Raw genomic sequence first — 17,047 nt, 5'->3', positions numbered from 1 at the left:
CGTTTGTTTCATTCTGTTATCTTAGTCAAATCGCTCGAGTTTGGACTGTAAAATTTTCTATAAGTTCAACATCATTAATTTTTGACTTTGGGTCTAAAACCTTTCACTTCACTCATTATTATACCATCAGTCACAAAGGTTTGCATGGTTTGCCCTCGGACTACTTGTTGTATTGAAACAATTGCCTTGCCTTGCTCATTTTCTGCAATCGCATAACCACGAGCCAACACTTTTAATGGGCTCAAGCTATCCATTTTGGCACACAAATGTGCCACGTAGTGCTGTTTATGAGCGACATTATTTTTTAACGCAAAATCTAACCGCACTTTCAACTGTTGTATATGCTGTTGTTGTTTTTGTACCGTATAAAATAACGGATTATTATCCAATCTCTGATAAAGTGCGGTGAAATTATAGCGTTTTTTTTCCACTATACGTTGTATCGCGTTATTTAAACGTTGTATAAGCTGATTATTTTTTTGTCGTTGCAAGGTTAATTGAGCTTGTGGGTGCTGATGTTGTAACCGCAATAACAAACGTTGTAATTGTTGTTGTTTCTGTTCAAAAATACGATCTAACGCCCGATCTAAACGTTGTCGTTGATTATCTACTTTATATAATAATTCTTGTTGATTACGACTGACCAGTTCAGCTGCCGCAGACGGTGTCGGAGCCCGTAAATCCGCTACAAAATCCGCAATCGTCACATCAATTTCATGCCCCACTGCACTAATCACCGGCAACATTGAATTAAAAATCGCTCTAGCAACTGATTCTTCATTAAAACACCAAAGATCTTCCAAAGATCCGCCACCACGCCCGACAATCAGCACATCGACTTCTTGCCGTTGGTTAGCTAACTCAATCATTTGCACAATTTCAGCACTAGCTTCTTTGCCTTGTACTTGAGTAGGATAAATCACCACCTTTAAACTCGGATCACGACGTTTTAGAATTTGTAAAATATCCTGTAATGCCGCCCCAGTGGCAGAAGTCACTATGCCAACTGTTTGACAAAAGTGCGGTAAGTTTTTCTTAAGATGTTGTGCAAACAATCCTTCTGCTGCCAACTTCATTTTGAGCTGTTCAAATTTTTGTTGTAACAATCCATCACCGGCTGGATGCATACTTTCTAAAATAAGCTGATAATCACCTCGTGGTTCATACAAACTCACCCCAGCTCGTACCAACACTTGCATTCCATTCTGCGGACGAAAATTCACACGCTGGGTTTTCATCCGCCACATAGCACAACGTACCTGTGCATTTTCATCTTTTAGAGTTAAATACCAGTGACCCGATACCGGTTGAGTAAAATTTGAAATTTCACCCGTCAACCAAACTGCACCTAATTGCCCTTCAAGCAAATTACGTACTGCACTATTTAATTGACTAACAGAAAAAATATTTTGTTGCATAGCGTAAGATAAAATATTCCTATAAAAAATCCGATGGCAAGCATCGGATTTTAACATTATTCGGCTTGTGCCTTAGTCGGCTCACTAAACACATGACTTACCGCACTATGATGTCCCGCCGAACCTTTACCATGGAAATAATAACGACTGTCTTTCCATTGGACGATCTCATAAGCTGGATTCAATTCCGCACTAGCTTTCGCTAAGGTCATTTCAACGTTAACATGTTGTACAGCAGATACCGTCCCTAATCGACCATTAAAATGATAATTACGTTCTGTTTTTTCTATAATTTCAACAGTTTTTGCCATTTTCTCTGGTTCAACTGGCGTAATTTTTTGCTCAGCTTGTTGTTCAAGAATCCGTTGTTCTTCGTTTAAACGTTCCAAGGATTGCTGAACTTTTTTCTCCACGGCTTCATTCGCTGGTTGCGTCACAAAACCCAGAGGCTGGGTTACCACTGTTTCTTCGTTAACCACCAATGACGTTGCCGGCACCACATCACCGTTTATTTCCGGTTGCTCTTGTCGCTGTAACAATTCGTCAACGGATAAAAAGTTACTTTCTTTGGCTTTTTGCACCGCACTATAGTCAATACAAACTTTACCACTGGCGAATTCAGGCGAAGCTACCGCAGCAAATAACGGCATCGGTGACAGATTTTCTTGACGGCGACGACGTTGATTATTCACCCGTAAATGACGTGGTAAACGACGATTATTATTACGTTCACGACGTTCATTTTGTGGAACAGCCTTATCTGCCGTACTTTCCACAGGTTCACCCGTCACCTCTGCTTTCACTTTATTTTCTACGTTGTTTGGCGTACTTAACACTTCAGCTACAGGTACAATGGTTATATTTTCCGCACTTTCAGCCACATCATTTCCCACTCGAACACGTTTACGTAAATCACGTCGTTCTCTACGTTGACGAGTTGGTGCTTTTTCTTCTACCACTTCTGATGCTGTAGCCAGATTATCTTGTTTTTCAATTGTTTTAGTGGCAACGCTAGCGTCTTCCTGCGCTTTACGGTTATTACGACGATTATTACGTTCAGGACGTGATGATGTGGTTGTTTTTTCTGGCGTATTTTCATCATTCAATTTTGCCGGTGTATTACGTTCGTTACGCTCATTACGAGTTTTGCGATTGTTGTTACGACGATCATTATTACGATTTTGCCGATTATGGTTATTTACCGGCTTTTCTTCCGGTTTCGGTGCGTTTGCAAATAATCCTTTTAATCCAGCCCAAAGATAAGCCAAAATAGACGGTTTTGCCTCTTCTTTAGTTTCAATAATCGGTGCAGCTTCTGAAATTGTCATGGATAACGCCGCAATTTCTGCTACATTTTCCGCCGCTGAATTATCCGCGTTGGTTGCACTTGAAGTGTTTTCATTCGCAACATAAAGCTCTTCTTTTTCTTCGTATAATTTGGCTAAATTGTAACTTAAGACTCCGGTATCCTCACCATCACGAGAACGTACCACTTTAAAGTGTGGCGTTTCCATCGCTTGATTTGGTGCCACCACCACATCTACATTATGACGTCGTTCAATGCTTTGAATGGCTTGACGTTTTTCATTTAATAAATAGGACGCAATTTCCACCGGTACAATACATTGTACTTGCTTAGAATTTTCTTTTAAGGCTTCCTCTTCAATTAAACGCAAAATAGAAAGGGATAGACTTTCATTATCACGCACTTTTCCCGTGCCTTGGCAACGTGGACAAATATGATGCGATGATTCACCTAATGACGGACTTAAACGCTGGCGCGACATTTCCAACAAGCCAAAACGTGAAATACGGCTAATTTGAATTCTGGCACGATCTTGACGAACCGCATCACGCATACGATTTTCTACCTCACGTTGGTGACGAATCGGAGTCATATCAATGAAATCAATCACGATTAATCCACCTAAGTCGCGCAAACGTAATTGACGAGCGATCTCATCCGTAGCTTCTAGGTTAGTATTTAAAGCGGTTTCTTCAATATCGCCGCCACGTGTTGAGCGAGCAGAGTTAATATCAATAGCGGTTAATGCTTCGGTCACATCAATTACAATGGATCCACCAGACGGCAAACGTACTTCACGTTGAAACGCAGATTCAATTTGCGATTCAATTTGATAATGACTAAATAGTGGTACTTCGCCTTGATACAGCTTAATTCGGTTTAAGAAATCAGGCCGGACTAATTTAATATGTGCCTTGGCTTTCTCATAAATTTTCGGACTATCCACCAAAATTTCACCAATATCACGACGTAAATAATCACGGATTGCACGCACGATCACATCACTTTCTTGGTGAATTAAGAAAGGAGCGGAGCGGCTTTGTGAAACTTGTTTAATCGCTTCCCAATGATGCAATAAGACTTTTAAATCCCATTGCAATTCTTCCGGTGATTTCCCCACACCAGCGGTACGCACAATTAATCCCACACCATCTGGCACGTCTAAAGAACTTAACGCATCTTTTAATTCAAGACGTTCGTCACCCTCAATACGACGAGAAATCCCCCCTGCTCTCGGGTTATTCGGCATAATCACAAGGTAACTACCAGCCAATGACACAAAGGTTGTCAATGCCGCACCTTTATTGCCTCGTTCTTCTTTGTTCACCTGTACGATGACTTCCTGCCCTTCTTTAATCACATCTTTGATGTTCGGGCGACCGTTATAGCTATAACCTACTGGGAAATATTCACGAGCAATTTCTTTTAAGGGTAAAAAACCATGGCGATCTGCCCCATAATCAACAAATGCAGCTTCAAGGCTCGGCTCTACTCGAGTGATTTTACCTTTGTAAATATTCGCTTTTTTTTGTTCGTGACCCGGACTTTCAATGTCCAAATCAAATAAGCGTTGTCCATCGACTAGCGCAACGCGCAACTCTTCTTTTTGAGTTGCATTAATTAACATTCTTTTCATTGTAAAAATTTTCTCATTTTTATTTCTTAAAATAATTTAATTAAAAAATACCGCACTTTGCTTAAAATTAAGCAAAATTTGACCATAATCGACCTCGTGTTTTTCGTCCTATGTCGCTCATCCCGACCGTCAAAGACTGGGTGCATTGATTAGGCTATTCTTGAATAGTGTCTAGAAACACCGAATAAAACGGTAATTTAATCACATATTTTGTTAAAAATTAATGTCTTATGTCTAAACTGCATTAATCTGAACTTTAACAAAAATCAGTTAATTTTGCCAAGGCAAAATCTATATTATTATGGACGTAATACACCTTTTTAGCAAGGTATTTCAATAATTTTAATTATTTGTTAACTATGCTAAAATCTAACCAATTTTCTCTAAATAACAACTATTTTATGACAAATCAACCCGACAATATTATTAATGCCACGGTCAAAATCATCGATATTTCAGAAGATGAAGCCGGTCAGCGAATTGACAATTATTTATTAACTAAACTGAAAGGCGTACCCAAAAGCCTGATTTATCGGATTGTGCGTAAAGGCGAAGTGCGCGTCAATAAAGGTAGAATTAAACCAGAATACAAATTACAAGTCGGCGACACAGTACGGATTCCACCGGTACGAGTTGCACAAAAAGAACAACCGCCAATCTCAACTAAATTGAATAAAGTTGCTCAACTTGAGCAACAAATTATATTTGAAGATGACTGCCTATTGGTCATTAATAAGCCATCTGGTATTGCGGTGCATGGTGGTAGTGGATTAAGTTTTGGGGTTATTGAAAGCTTACGAGCGTTACGCCCCGAAGCGCGTTTTTTAGAATTAGTCCATCGTATTGACCGTGATACATCTGGTATTTTACTCGTGGCCAAAAAACGTTCTTCCCTACGCCATTTACATGAACAATTACGGGTTAAAACCGTACAAAAAGAATATTTAGCACTGGTGCGTGGACAATGGCAATCGCATGTAAAAATAATCCAAGCTCCCTTACTCAAAAATGAATTAGCCAGTGGTGAACGTATTGTCAAAGTCAGCGAACAAGGTAAACCAAGCGAAACACGGTTTAGTATTGAAGAACGTTATCCCAATGCCACCTTAATTAAAGCATCACCGATTACAGGGCGAACCCATCAAATTCGGGTACATACGTTACATGCCGGACATCCAATTGCTTTGGATGATAAATATGGTGATAAAAAATTTAATCAAGAAATGACCACGCTTGGTTTAGATCGGCTATTTTTACACGCCTTTAGTATTCGCTTTGAACATCCAAAAACAGGGGAAACCTTACGCTTAAACGCTCCACTAGACGATAGAATGAAAAAAGTTTTACAAAAATTGCGAGAACAACAATGATGAAAATTAACCAACTATATGGATGCTTATTAATGACAATTTCTATTTCGGCAACTGCGGTGGAAAATACGATAGTTTCTAACTCAGACATCGTCGGCGAATGGAGTTGTCGAATTTTATACCGCGATTTAGATATTGAATCCTTAGATACCTTAGATTTCCATGCTGATGGTTCAACTGTAGGGCTAGGTATGCTTTCTGTACAAAACATCTTTACTTACGAAAGCCACCATACTGGACGTTGGTCATTAAAGAACAATATTCTATCGGAAAATAGCACGAATTATCGTTTTGGACGTATTCATTCCAAACAAACAGAAAAAAGATTATCCGACGAACCACAATTAAAAGCGCTTGAACAACAATTTTTCCAACAATTAACCAAAGATATGAACAATGGGGATAGTACTGATTTTGAAATATTAGATTTAAAAGAGAACCGTATGTTAATCAACCATGTTTGGAAAAACCAACAACGTCATCCGGGGTTATGCGTTAAAAAAGTGGAAGTAAATCCCAACTAATGTTGGGATCTTCTGACTAAAAACAATTATAACGCCTGATTAACAAATGAAGCTAATTGTGTTTTCGGTACCACGCCTACTTGAGTTGCAAGCACTTTACCTTCTTTGAATAATAACAACGTCGGAATACCCCGTACACCAAATTGAGTTGGAGTACCTTGGTTATCATCAATATTCATTTTAACGATTTTCACTTTATCGCCATATTCTTTAGCCAAATCTTCTAAGATTGGACCTATCATACGGCAAGGACCACACCACGGCGCCCAAAAATCTAATAATACAGGTACATCTGAATTTAAAACATCTGCTTCAAATGAAGCATCGGTAACATGTAATACATCTGCCATTTTTCTTTCCTTTTTAATAAAATCCGCGGACATTTTATTTTTTTAACATATATCAAGGCAAATTGCCATGAATTTGTTAAATATAATAACACAGCTACAAAATTTTCATCCTTTTTTTAATCAATCATTTCAATTTGTAAAATCTTACTTATCACAGAGGGCTAACGCTTGAACTAAATCTTGTTTAATGTCTTCAACATCTTCTAACCCCACTGAAAAACGCAATAAACGATTGCATACTCCACGCGCAATTCGCTCTGCTTCTGGAATATCCATATGCGTTTGCGTTGCTGGATAGGTAATAAAACTTTCGGTACCACCTAAGCTTTCCGCAAACGTAATTAATTTCATTGCTTTTAAAAATGGATTTACCCAGTTCTCATCTTGTAAACGGAAGGATAACATTCCCCCCTTATTCGAATATAACACATCGGTAATTTGTGGTTGTTGACGTAAAAATTCTGCGATTTGTTGAGCGCTTTGTTGATGACGCTTCATACGTAGAGAAAGGGTTTTTAAGCCTCGAATAGTTAACCAAGAATCAAAAGGTGAAAGCACCGCACCTGCTCCGTTTTGAATGTAAAATAAACGTTCACATAATTCTTGCCCTTTTGCGACAATTAAACCCGCTAACACATCATTATGACCAGCAATATATTTAGTGCCACTGTAAATCGTCACATCCGCCCCATCATCCATTGGACGATATAACATCGGGGTTAAGAACGTATTATCCACGATCAACAATAAGTTATGTTTTTTTGCTAGTTTGGCAATCGCCTTGACATCACATTCTTCCATTAATGGATTAGACGGTGTTTCTACAAAAATAGCTTTTGTATTTGGCGTAATAACGGATTCGATCGCACTCACATCAGCAGTATTGACATAAACAGGTTTAACACCATGGGTATTTTTATGACAAAAATCAAGTAGACGATAAGTGCCTCCATAAACATCACTAGAAACAATCCATTCATCGGGAGCTTTAAATAATGTCATTAACACTTGAATGGCTGCCATGCCTGATGCAAAAGCAAAGGCTGCATCCCCACCGTCTAATTTTGCCATAGTCTCTTCTAAAACCACTCGTGTTGGGTTTTTGGTGCGAGTGTAATCAAAACCAGTACTTTCACCGATACCATGATGTCCATAGGCCGTGGAAAGAAAAATCGGCGTGGAAACCGCACCAGTACGTGGATCGGTACGGTTACCAGCTTGGGCTAAAATAGTATCTAAAGCATATTCTTGTGTCATTATTTCACCTAATATTGAAAACGAAAAATTTGCTTGCCATTTTGGCATAAAGTGCGGTGGGATTAAAGGGAATTTTTTTGATTTTGTTTGGCTAATTGGAACAGTGATAAATGATTATATTGATTTTCTTTTACTTTCCTTATAAAAATCCCCCCCAACTGGAACAATTTACCAGCGATAATTATTTAGCGACTTTTAATTCTACCAAGCATTTAAGTGGAATTTTGGCGATAGCCGCGATAGTTAATAGTTAAATAGAAATTTATTGTTTGTGAGATACACGAGAGCCACTGATGACTTTTTAATACAAAACTGGCTTATTTTTAGCAATAATGTCTTTTTTTTCAGCAAGCAATATAATTTTTAAAACTTATTGCAAAATTCCTGTTGACAACAAAATAGATTTCCGTAAAATGCACCCTCGTTGACAGCGATAAGCTGAAAGCAAAGCGGGAATAGCTCAGTTGGTAGAGCACGACCTTGCCAAGGTCGGGGTCGCGAGTTCGAGCCTCGTTTCCCGCTCCAACTTAACCTAATCAGTTAGGAAATGCGTTTAGCCCGAGTGGCGGAATCGGTAGACGCAAGGGATTTAAAATCCCTCGCCTTTCGAGGCGTGCCAGTTCAAGTCTGGCCTCGGGCACCATTTAAAACTAAGTTAACAATAATAAAATGGCACCGTAAGGTGTTTTTTTATATCTAAAACAGATTTCAAATTGTGGCGTGTTAGCAAAGCGGTTATGCACTGGATTGCAAATCCATGTAGCTCGGTTCGACTCCGGGACACGCCTCCATCCATTAAATAAAACTAATTTGAATTTATTATATTTTTTAGTTAACAATTGGATTCAAGTCTCACTTACTCGAAATATTAAACTATATAACTAAAAAAGAGAGGAAATCTTATTACAAAAGTAATCATACTAACTTACCTAAATACTCTATAAAAAAGACCAACTCATCTGAGTTGGTCAATACTATCTACTTTTATTATTTTTATTTAGGGGATTTCAAAATTACGCTTCTACACCTTCAAATAAAGCAGTACTTAAATAACGTTCTGAAGCAGATGGTAAAATAACCACAATCAATTTATCAGCAAATTCAGGTAATTTTGCAATACGATCTGCAGCAGCAAGCGCAGCACCGGATGAAATTCCAGCTAAAATACCTTCTTCTGCCATTAAACGACGAGCGGTTGCAATAGCGGTTTCGCTATCTACTCGTTCAACTCGATCAACTAAAGACAAATCTAAATTTTTTGGAATAAATCCAGCGCCAATACCTTGAATCTTATGTGGACCCGGTTTCACTTCTTCACCATTTAAGGTTTGAGTGATGACTGGGCTTTCTGCTGGTTCAACCGCAACAGAAGTAATAGCCTTACCTTGATCTAGTTTGATATAACGGCTAATTCCTGTAATGGTACCACCAGTTCCTACGCCAGCAACGACCACATCCACCTTGCCTTCCGTACCATTCCAAATTTCAGGTCCTGTGGTTTGTTGGTGAATAGCTGGGTTAGCAGGGTTTTCAAATTGTTTTAAGATAACATAACGATTCGGATCACTTGCTACGATTTCATCTGCTTTCGCAATCGCCCCTTTCATACCTTTTGCGCCTTCGGTTAGCACCAAATTCACACCTAAACCACGCAATAAACGTTTACGTTCTGTACTCATGGTTTCAGGCATAGTTAAGGTAATTTTATAACCGCGCGCTGCTGCCACAAATGCTAACGCAATCCCCGTGTTACCACTGGTCGCATCTACAATTTCCTTATCTTTAGTTAAGATACCGTCTTTTTCTGCTTGCCATACCATGTTGGCACCAATACGGCATTTTACGCTGAAACTTGGGTTACGACCTTCTACTTTCACCACAATATTGCCGTTACCAAAATGATTTAAACGCACTAATGGGGTGTTACCAATAGAATAGGAATTATCTGCAAAAATTGTCATTGTTTTCTCCTTGAAAGAATAGTGTTTGTTGTTGATGCTATTTTTAACACAATATATAATAATAAAAAAATAGTTATTTGTTCTATTTTATAACTAAATAGAATTAAGAACCCGGTAATTCTGATTTTTGCGGTAAACGATCACTTAATAAAATAGCATAACGTTCTGTTCTCGGGCTAGATTCCAACGCAATTTTCAATGCCATCGTTAAAGGGACAGATAGCAACATTCCTACCGTTCCCAGTAACCATCCCCAAAATAAAAGAGAAAGAAACACCACCAAAGTAGAAAGTCCTAATTTTTTACCCATTATTCTCGGTTCAATCACATTGCCGATTGATACATTAATAATAATGACGCTAATAGTCACAATAAATCCCGTAGTAAACCCGTTCAGTAAGAATGCCTGCAAAACAATTGGTACAGCGGCAATAATTGAACCGATACTCGGAATATAATTAAACAAAAAGCTCAAGGTTGCCCAAAGAATTGCATATTGAACGCCTACAAAAGTCAGTAATGCCCATATTGAGATACCAGTAAGTAAACTCATTATTGTTTTTACCCCAAGATAACCAATAATACTCTTCAGCACACGTTCTATATGATTTTCATCTTCTTGCTGCTTATTAAAGACAATAGCAAATTTTCGTTTAGCCGTTGGTGCTTCCAAAAGCATAAAAATTACCACAAGAATTAAGATAAATACATTTGAGACCACATTAGAGAAATTCATTAATAAACCACTAGCAAAATTCATTACAGAACTTGGATCAAAATATTTTACAACTGCATCTGGTCGCATTGAAAAAGGGATATTCCATTTTCGAGTAAATGACAGTAAATCATTAATTCGCTCCGTCATTAATTCACGATACTGTGGCATTGATTTAGTAAACTCTTGTACCGAACCATTAATCAATCCCACCAAGAAGAAAAATATAAGTAGAATTAATAAGAAAAGTAAGGCAATAGCTAACCAGTGTGGTATATTTCTGTTTGTCATAAACTTAATAATTGGTGAACAGACTATCGCTATAAATAAAGAGAGCAAAAAAGGAACGACTATCACCGAAGACACTTTGATCCCAGCAAAAATAATCACCAACGCCGCTGAAACAAATATAAATTGATTTAATGGATTGTTTTTTATCATAAAATACACCGTATTTGATTAGTTAAATCGCCTCTTCATTTTCTTCACCTGTTCGAATACGAATAACGCGTGCCACATCATAAACAAAAATTTTGCCATCTCCAATTTTACCCGTTTGTGCCGTATCTACGATAGCCTCAATACATTGTTCAACAATGTCATCGGGTACCACAATTTCCAATTTTACTTTGGGTAAAAAATCAATGGAATATTCCGCCCCACGATATAATTCCGTATGCCCTTTTTGACGCCCAAAGCCTCGTACTTCGGTGACAGTCATGCCAGTTATACCAAGATCAGAAAGGGATTCACGTACATCATCTAATTTAAATGGTTTAATAATTGCTTCAATCTTTTTCATCTTTAACTCCTATTTTCTCGCCGATTTTGGGCGAAAACTTTCAATCACTTCGGGTTTTGTATCAATATAAATACCATCAATCAGTTGTAAACAATAAGGCACGGCAGAAAAAATTCCTTTAACCAACACCTTACCATTTTCATCTTTTACCCCTTCTAAGGTTTCTTTAATCGCTTTCGGTTGCCCGGGTAAATTTAAAATTAAGCTGTTGTTGCGAATCACGCCTACTTGACGAGAAAGAATCGCAGTCGGCACAAAATGTAAACTGACTTGACGCATTTGCTCACCGAATCCCGGCATTTCACGATCCGCAATAGCTAAAGTCGCATCAGGTGTCACATCCCTTTTTGCTGGTCCTGTTCCACCGGTGGTTAAAACTAAATGACATTGTTGTTGATCGACCAACTCAATAAGCGTTTGCTCAATAATCGCTTGTTCATCAGGAATTAAACGGGTATCAACCAGAAATGGATCCACTAAGGCAGTTTCTAACCAAGCGGTTAATTCAGGAATACCTTGATCTTGATATACCCCTTGCGAAGCTCGGTCTGAAACAGAAACCAAGCCTATTTTTAGCATTTTTTTATTAACTGCAGTCATTTTTTTCCTTATTTTTAAAATGGAAAGAATATGGGAATACAAAATATGGTCACTAACATCACTAAAATGGTAAATGGCACACCGATTTTCATAAAATCAGCAAATTTATATCCCCCCGGTCCTAACACCATGGTATTCACCGGTGAAGAAATTGGGGTCATAAAGGCAGCAGAAGAGGCAATCGCCACTGTCATCGCAAAGGGCATCGGGGATAAATGTAATTGTTGCGCCATGCTAATGGCTATCGGTGCCACTAAAATAGCCGTGGCAGTATTGGATATAAATAACCCAACTACAGCACAAAGCATAAACAAGCTGATTAAGATCCAATGTTTCCCCATTGTCCCCACAGTATTAATCATAAAATCTACCACTAAATCTACCCCACCGGTTTTTTGTAAAGCAATGGAAAAGGGCATCATACCCACAATTAAAATCAGACTTGACCAATGAATACTGGCATAAGCGCTTTTAGCATCTACACAACGAAACTTGCCTAACATTAAACAGGCAATTAAAGCCGCAATGACGTTCGGCACGATACCTGTTACCATTAACAATACCATGACAGCAATCGAAAAGATAGCATGCCATGCCTGACTTGCTGCTGGCACTGCTTTATCAATTTCACTCGGATAACTCAATAAAAAGAAAGATTTGGTTTTATCACGCAGTTGTTGTAATAATTTCCATTGTCCAATCACCAACAATAAATCCCCAACTTTTAGCGGTTCTTCCACCAAATTTCCTTGTAGTAGCTCGCCATTACGTTTAATCCCAATAATATTCAAGCCATAATAAGATCTAAAACGTAATTGCACCGCACTTTTGCCTTCTGCACTGCCGTCAGGAATCGGTGTAATTTCAGCCATCCCCACGGATTTTGCTTGCTCGTTAAAGTTATTATTACGAATTGCCGCCTGTTCTAAATGATGTTCGCGACAGAACTCGGCTAAATCTAATTCAGGATTGCTAATATCAATCATCAATAAATCTTTTATTCGCACTTCTTCTTTACCTAAAGAAGCTGCCATAAATATTGGTCTAAAACGTTTCCAGCGTTCAATTGCCAAAATATTTAACCCATAATTAGAACGCAAATGCAATTCTTCTACACTTTTACCAATAAAATCTGATCCTTCTAGCACAGCGAAACGCTTAATTCGATCGTGCAAATGATAACTTTCAATCAGATCACTAATGGAATAGCGACTGATCGCTTCCTGACTATCTTGTTCCGCAGTTGCAAGCCAACGGCGAGCAACTAACATATAAAACACACCCAATACAAGAACGATTAAGCCTATAGGCGTAAAAGAAAAAAAGCTAAAACGTCCCGCCTGCGTTCGCATTAATTCAGCATTCACGACCAAATTTGGTGCTGTTGCAATTAAAGTCATCATACCACTAATTAAGCCAGCCATACTTAACGGCATCATCAGACGTTTTGGTGAAATATTCATTTGTTGGCAAATCACTAGCACCACAGGAATAAAAATCGCCACAATACCTGTGGAACTCATAAATGCCCCTAAACTGGCAACCGATAACATTAATAACACTAGTACTTTGGTTTCACTATTTCTGGCTGCTTTCATCAACCATTCGCTCACTTGATAAGCCACCCCAGTACGCACCAACCCTTCTGCCACAATAAAAAGCAAGGCAATCAAAATAATGTTCGGATCACTAAAGCCCGCAAATACTTCATCAACACTCAAAATACCACTTAAACAAAATCCCAACATCACCAATAGCGCCACCGTGTCCATACGCAATTTATTTTGGATAAATAAAAAAATTGCCCCAACTAATAAAATAATAACGGTAGTCAAGGGGATTTGTAGAAAATTAAGTAAGTCTGCATTCATCACTATTTTCCTTAAATCAAGGCGTATTATTTAGGATTATTTGCCGTACAGGCGCAAAACTACGGCGATGTTGTGGCAACACGCCAAATTCTGCTAATCTTGCTAAATGTACCTTAGTTGGATAGCCTTTATGTTTGGCAAATTCATATTGTGGAAATTGTTGATCGAGTTCAACCATTTCTTGATCGCGAGCAACTTTCGCCAAAATAGATGCAGCACTAATTTCAGCGACTTTGCTATCGCCTTTTATCACTGCTTGAGCTGGCATAGGCAAGTCAGGAATACGATTGCCATCCACTAATACAAAGTGCGGTTGAATTTTCAGCGATTTTACTGCACGTTGCATGGCTAACATCGTAGCATGCAAAATATTCAGTTGGTCAATTTCTTCCGATTCCGCACGACCTAACGCCCAAGCTAAGGCTTTTTGTTTTATTTCTTCGGCTAATAATAAACGTTTTTTCTCACTGAGTTTTTTACTATCAGCCAATCCTTCAATAGGGTGATTAGGATCTAAAATCACCGCAGCTGTCACCACCGCCCCCACTAAAGGTCCACGCCCGACTTCATCTACACCAGCAATTAATTCTATACCTTGTGGATATTCGAAATCTGCCATAATTATTTCCTTTCTAACACATCCATCACCGCCTGTGCTGCTTGGCTATCGGCATCACATTGAATCAATTTATGCAATTCGGTAAAACGTTGAATTAAAACTTGACGATATTGCACCGCACTTTCACTTTGTTCGAAATAAACAGCAAGTTTCTCGGCTAATTTTTCAGGGGTACAATCTTGCTGTATCATTTCAGGTACTAACATTTCATTTGCTAACAAATTCGGCAAGGAAATATAAGGGGTTTTCACCAACCGTTTGGCTAAAAAGTAGGTGAGCGATTTCATTCGATAACCAACCACCATCGGTGATTTACATAGCATACATTCTAAAGCTGCCGTGCCTGATGCTAATAATGTGGCTTGAGCTACGATCATCGCTTGGCGAGCTTTTCCATCTAACATAATAAGATTTAAATCAGGCGCAATTTGAGCCTTGATTCGTTGAAATTGCTCACGACGTTTTTCATTCACCAAGGGGACTAAAAAGTGTAAATCGGGGTATTGTTGTTTTAATAATACGGCGGCTTTTAAGAATGGCTCCGTCAGAAATTCCACTTCCGCACCACGACTACCGGCTAAAATCGCCATATAACGTTGGCTTGGATCAAGATCAAGTTGTTGACATACTTCTATCCGATTTGGCTTTAATGGAATCGCATCTGCCATAGTATGTCCGATAAAACGGCAAGGCACATTAAAATGATCATAAAAGGCTTTTTCAAAGGGCAAAAAGGCTAACACAAGATCGGTCGCTCGGGCAATTTTATAAATGCGTTTTTGTCGCCATGCCCATACCGATGGGCTAACATAATGAATGGTTTTAATCCCCTGATTTTTGAGTTTTTGCTCCACATATAAATTAAATTCAGGAGAATCAATACCAATAAAAATATCAGGCTGTTGGGCTAACAAAGTTTGCACCGTATTTTTGCGAATTTTCAATAATCTTGGCAGATGTTTTAAAATCTCGGCTAACCCCATCACCGCAATTTCTTCTATATCAATCAGGCTTTCACAACCTTCGGCAAGCATATTTTTGCCCGCAATACCGATAAATTTAGCTTGTGGATAATGACTTTTTAAGGATCGAATTAAACCAGCACCAAGAATATCCCCCGAGACTTCACCTGCTACCATGGCAATTGTTGGAGAGTTTAAGGAATGAGAAAGATTAAGAGCTGATTGAGTTTGTGTCATAAGAAATATCCATAAAATTCACCGCACTTTTTCGTAGAAGTGCAAAATAGAGTGAAGCGCGGTGTAAATGAACAGAATTTTTAACGAATAATGCCACGAGTAGAACGTTTAAAAAAGGCAAGAAAGAAACTAATAGCGGCTTCTGTCTTAGCGTAATGTTCAATCTCAGGCATCACTTGTTCAAGAGTTTTGTCACTACGATAAATTAACTTATACACATTACGAATCGCATGTAAGGTCGTTTTATCAAAGCCACGACGTTTAAGCCCTTCAATATTCACCCCAAATGGTCGAGCATGATTGCCTTGTGCCATGACATAAGGAGGTACATCTTGACTGACCATGGAACCGCCACCTAACATCACGTGAGCCCCAACAATCACAAATTGATGAATAGCAGACATACCGCCCACAATCACAAAATCATCTAGTTCAACATGCCCCGCTAATGTCGCATTATTCGCTAATATACAACGATTTTTAATTTGACAATCATGGGCGATATGCGCATTGATCATAAATAAATTATCATCACCGACTCGAGTTACCCCACCACCTTGCACGGTACCACGATGAATAGTTACGTTTTCACGAATACGATTACGATTGCCAATAATGGTTTTTGTCGGTTCGCCATTGTATTTTAAATCTTGATTAATCTCACCAATGGTCGCGCCGTGGAAAATCTGGTTATCTTCGCCAATCGTCGTGACACCATTGATAACCACATGAGAATGTAATACCGTTCCTTTACCAATTTGAACTTGTGAACCAATCACACAAAATGGACCGATCACCACATTTTCACCAATTTTTGCTCCATCTTCAATAATAGCAGAAGGATGAATCTTCGCACCTGAGTGGATCATAAATGCTCCTTTATGTTTAATTATTAGCGTCTAGCACACATTAATTTTGCTTCACATGCCACTTCACCCGCGACTTTAGCAATGCCAGTAAAGGAAGTTACACCCCGACGTTGTTTGATTACTTCGACATATAATTCTAATTGATCTCCCGGTAACACAGGACGTCTAAAACGAGCATCATCAATCCCCGTAAAATAAAATAATTCTCCACCTTGTAATTCATGTGTTTTAAATGCAAGAATTCCCATAGATTGAGCGAGAGCTTCAAGAATTAATACTCCCGGTAAAATAGGTTCTTGTGGAAAATGACCGGTAAAACAGGGTTCATTAGCGCTAATATTTTTGATGGCTTTCAACCACACGCCTTCTTCAAAATCTAAAACGCGATCAACCAATAAGAATGGATAACGGTGTGGCAATAATGTCATAATTTCTTTGACTTCAATAATACGAGATGGTCTTGTTTCTGTTGTCACAATAATTACCTTTAATGTCGTTTACTTTTAAGATTAATTATACATGAATTAGATGATAGATTGTAGTAAAACAA

General features: G+C 38.5%; 15 protein-coding genes and 3 tRNA genes. 5 read left to right on the top strand and 13 right to left on the bottom strand.

The genetic code is table 11. The features are described 5' to 3' along the window. Window positions 1-74: 74 nt before the first annotated feature. Together xseA and rne are read right to left on the bottom strand one after the other, a co-directional pair. Window positions 75-1,418 carry an exodeoxyribonuclease VII large subunit gene (gene xseA, locus E0709_RS04425; RefSeq protein ID WP_132301829.1) on the bottom strand — a complete coding sequence of 448 codons (1,344 nt, stop codon included), beginning with the start codon at window positions 1,416-1,418 and terminating at the stop codon, window positions 75-77. Between the two features lie 56 nt (window positions 1,419-1,474). After that, a complete protein-coding gene (rne, locus tag E0709_RS04420) occupies window positions 1,475-4,360 on the bottom strand; it encodes a ribonuclease E (protein WP_132301182.1) in 2,886 nt (961 codons plus the stop codon). Between the two features lie 401 nt (window positions 4,361-4,761). Here rne and rluC point away from each other — a divergent pair, with 401 nt between their 5' ends. Together rluC and E0709_RS04410 are read left to right on the top strand one after the other, a co-directional pair. Next, complete coding sequence (gene rluC / locus E0709_RS04415; RefSeq protein WP_132301184.1) at window positions 4,762-5,730, top strand: 23S rRNA pseudouridine(955/2504/2580) synthase RluC; 969 nt, start codon at window positions 4,762-4,764, stop codon at window positions 5,728-5,730. Window positions 5,731-5,762: 32 nt separating this feature from the next. After that, window positions 5,763-6,254: a hypothetical protein gene (locus tag E0709_RS04410; protein WP_132301186.1), complete on the top strand. Its 492-nt coding sequence runs from the start codon at window positions 5,763-5,765 to the stop codon at window positions 6,252-6,254. A 26-nt stretch (window positions 6,255-6,280) separates the two neighbouring features. Here the strand turns inward: E0709_RS04410 and trxA are convergent, their stop codons facing one another. After that, complete coding sequence (trxA, locus tag E0709_RS04405; protein ID WP_132301188.1) at window positions 6,281-6,604, bottom strand: thioredoxin; 324 nt, start codon at window positions 6,602-6,604, stop codon at window positions 6,281-6,283. Window positions 6,605-6,748: 144 nt separating this feature from the next. Then, window positions 6,749-7,861, bottom strand: coding sequence for a methionine biosynthesis PLP-dependent protein (locus E0709_RS04400; protein WP_132301190.1), 1,113 nt, complete (start codon window positions 7,859-7,861; stop codon window positions 6,749-6,751). 449 nt (window positions 7,862-8,310) lie between these two features. Here E0709_RS04400 and E0709_RS04395 point away from each other — a divergent pair. The 3 genes from E0709_RS04395 to E0709_RS04385 all read left to right on the top strand — a co-directional run bounded on the left by E0709_RS04395 (window position 8,311) and on the right by E0709_RS04385 (window position 8,652). After that, window positions 8,311-8,386 (top strand) — tRNA-Gly (locus E0709_RS04395). Between the two features lie 31 nt (window positions 8,387-8,417). Continuing rightward, a tRNA-Leu gene (locus tag E0709_RS04390) sits at window positions 8,418-8,504 on the top strand. A gap of 74 nt (window positions 8,505-8,578) precedes the next feature. Beyond that, window positions 8,579-8,652 (top strand) — tRNA-Cys (locus tag E0709_RS04385). 222 nt (window positions 8,653-8,874) lie between these two features. On the opposite strand, the gene cysK is transcribed toward E0709_RS04385, so the two are convergent. The 9 genes from cysK to fabZ form a co-directional block, all read right to left on the bottom strand. After that, entirely contained in the window at window positions 8,875-9,822 is a 948-nt protein-coding gene (gene cysK / locus E0709_RS04380) for a cysteine synthase A (RefSeq protein WP_132301192.1), read from the bottom strand. Window positions 9,823-9,925: 103 nt separating this feature from the next. Then, the gene (locus E0709_RS04375) at window positions 9,926-10,978 is read right to left on the bottom strand and encodes an AI-2E family transporter (RefSeq protein ID WP_132301194.1); all 1,053 of its coding nucleotides are present in this window, start codon (window positions 10,976-10,978) and stop codon (window positions 9,926-9,928) included. 22 nt (window positions 10,979-11,000) lie between these two features. Continuing rightward, window positions 11,001-11,339 (bottom strand): nitrogen regulatory protein P-II, encoded by a 339-nt coding sequence (gene glnB, locus E0709_RS04370; RefSeq protein ID WP_132301196.1) that lies wholly within the window; start codon window positions 11,337-11,339, stop codon window positions 11,001-11,003. Between the two features lie 9 nt (window positions 11,340-11,348). Then, a complete protein-coding gene (gene mog / locus E0709_RS04365; RefSeq protein ID WP_132301198.1) occupies window positions 11,349-11,939 on the bottom strand; it encodes a molybdopterin adenylyltransferase in 591 nt (196 codons plus the stop codon). A gap of 14 nt (window positions 11,940-11,953) precedes the next feature. Beyond that, on the bottom strand, window positions 11,954-13,810 hold the full coding sequence (locus E0709_RS04360) for an SLC13 family permease (RefSeq protein WP_132301200.1): 1,857 nt from the start codon (window positions 13,808-13,810) through the stop codon (window positions 11,954-11,956). 16 nt (window positions 13,811-13,826) lie between these two features. Beyond that, window positions 13,827-14,429 (bottom strand): ribonuclease HII, encoded by a 603-nt coding sequence (gene rnhB / locus E0709_RS04355; RefSeq protein WP_132301202.1) that lies wholly within the window; start codon window positions 14,427-14,429, stop codon window positions 13,827-13,829. A 2-nt stretch (window positions 14,430-14,431) separates the two neighbouring features. Next, a complete protein-coding gene (gene lpxB / locus E0709_RS04350; RefSeq protein ID WP_132301204.1) occupies window positions 14,432-15,628 on the bottom strand; it encodes a lipid-A-disaccharide synthase in 1,197 nt (398 codons plus the stop codon). Window positions 15,629-15,708: 80 nt separating this feature from the next. Then, on the bottom strand, window positions 15,709-16,497 hold the full coding sequence (gene lpxA, locus E0709_RS04345; protein ID WP_132301206.1) for an acyl-ACP--UDP-N-acetylglucosamine O-acyltransferase: 789 nt from the start codon (window positions 16,495-16,497) through the stop codon (window positions 15,709-15,711). Window positions 16,498-16,520: 23 nt separating this feature from the next. Beyond that, a complete protein-coding gene (fabZ, locus tag E0709_RS04340; protein WP_132301208.1) occupies window positions 16,521-16,973 on the bottom strand; it encodes a 3-hydroxyacyl-ACP dehydratase FabZ in 453 nt (150 codons plus the stop codon). Between the last annotated feature and the right edge of the window lie 74 nt (window positions 16,974-17,047).

Origin of the sequence: Lonepinella koalarum (genome assembly GCF_004565475.1) — a bacterium.
GTDB classification, from domain to species: domain Bacteria; phylum Pseudomonadota; class Gammaproteobacteria; order Enterobacterales; family Pasteurellaceae; genus Lonepinella; species Lonepinella koalarum.
The sequence above is the reverse complement of the archived record's forward strand: the minus strand, read 5'-3'. Positions and strand labels throughout refer to the sequence as shown.

Coding starts and splice junctions, on each gene's coding strand:
- rluC (WP_132301184.1), top strand. CDS start 4,762: ATGACAAATCAACCCGACAATATTATTAATGCCACGGTCAAAATCATC.
- trxA (WP_132301188.1), bottom strand. CDS start 6,604: ATGGCAGATGTATTACATGTTACCGATGCTTCATTTGAAGCAGATGTT.
- E0709_RS04400 (WP_132301190.1), bottom strand. CDS start 7,861: ATGACACAAGAATATGCTTTAGATACTATTTTAGCCCAAGCTGGTAAC.
- lpxA (WP_132301206.1), bottom strand. CDS start 16,497: ATGATCCACTCAGGTGCGAAGATTCATCCTTCTGCTATTATTGAAGAT.
- cysK (WP_132301192.1), bottom strand. CDS start 9,822: ATGACAATTTTTGCAGATAATTCCTATTCTATTGGTAACACCCCATTA.
- E0709_RS04410 (WP_132301186.1), top strand. CDS start 5,763: ATGACAATTTCTATTTCGGCAACTGCGGTGGAAAATACGATAGTTTCT.
- E0709_RS04360 (WP_132301200.1), bottom strand. CDS start 13,810: ATGAATGCAGACTTACTTAATTTTCTACAAATCCCCTTGACTACCGTT.
- E0709_RS04375 (WP_132301194.1), bottom strand. CDS start 10,978: ATGATAAAAAACAATCCATTAAATCAATTTATATTTGTTTCAGCGGCG.
- rne (WP_132301182.1), bottom strand. CDS start 4,360: ATGAAAAGAATGTTAATTAATGCAACTCAAAAAGAAGAGTTGCGCGTT.
- xseA (WP_132301829.1), bottom strand. CDS start 1,418: ATGCAACAAAATATTTTTTCTGTTAGTCAATTAAATAGTGCAGTACGT.
- mog (WP_132301198.1), bottom strand. CDS start 11,939: ATGACTGCAGTTAATAAAAAAATGCTAAAAATAGGCTTGGTTTCTGTT.
- lpxB (WP_132301204.1), bottom strand. CDS start 15,628: ATGACACAAACTCAATCAGCTCTTAATCTTTCTCATTCCTTAAACTCT.
- rnhB (WP_132301202.1), bottom strand. CDS start 14,429: ATGGCAGATTTCGAATATCCACAAGGTATAGAATTAATTGCTGGTGTA.
- glnB (WP_132301196.1), bottom strand. CDS start 11,339: ATGAAAAAGATTGAAGCAATTATTAAACCATTTAAATTAGATGATGTA.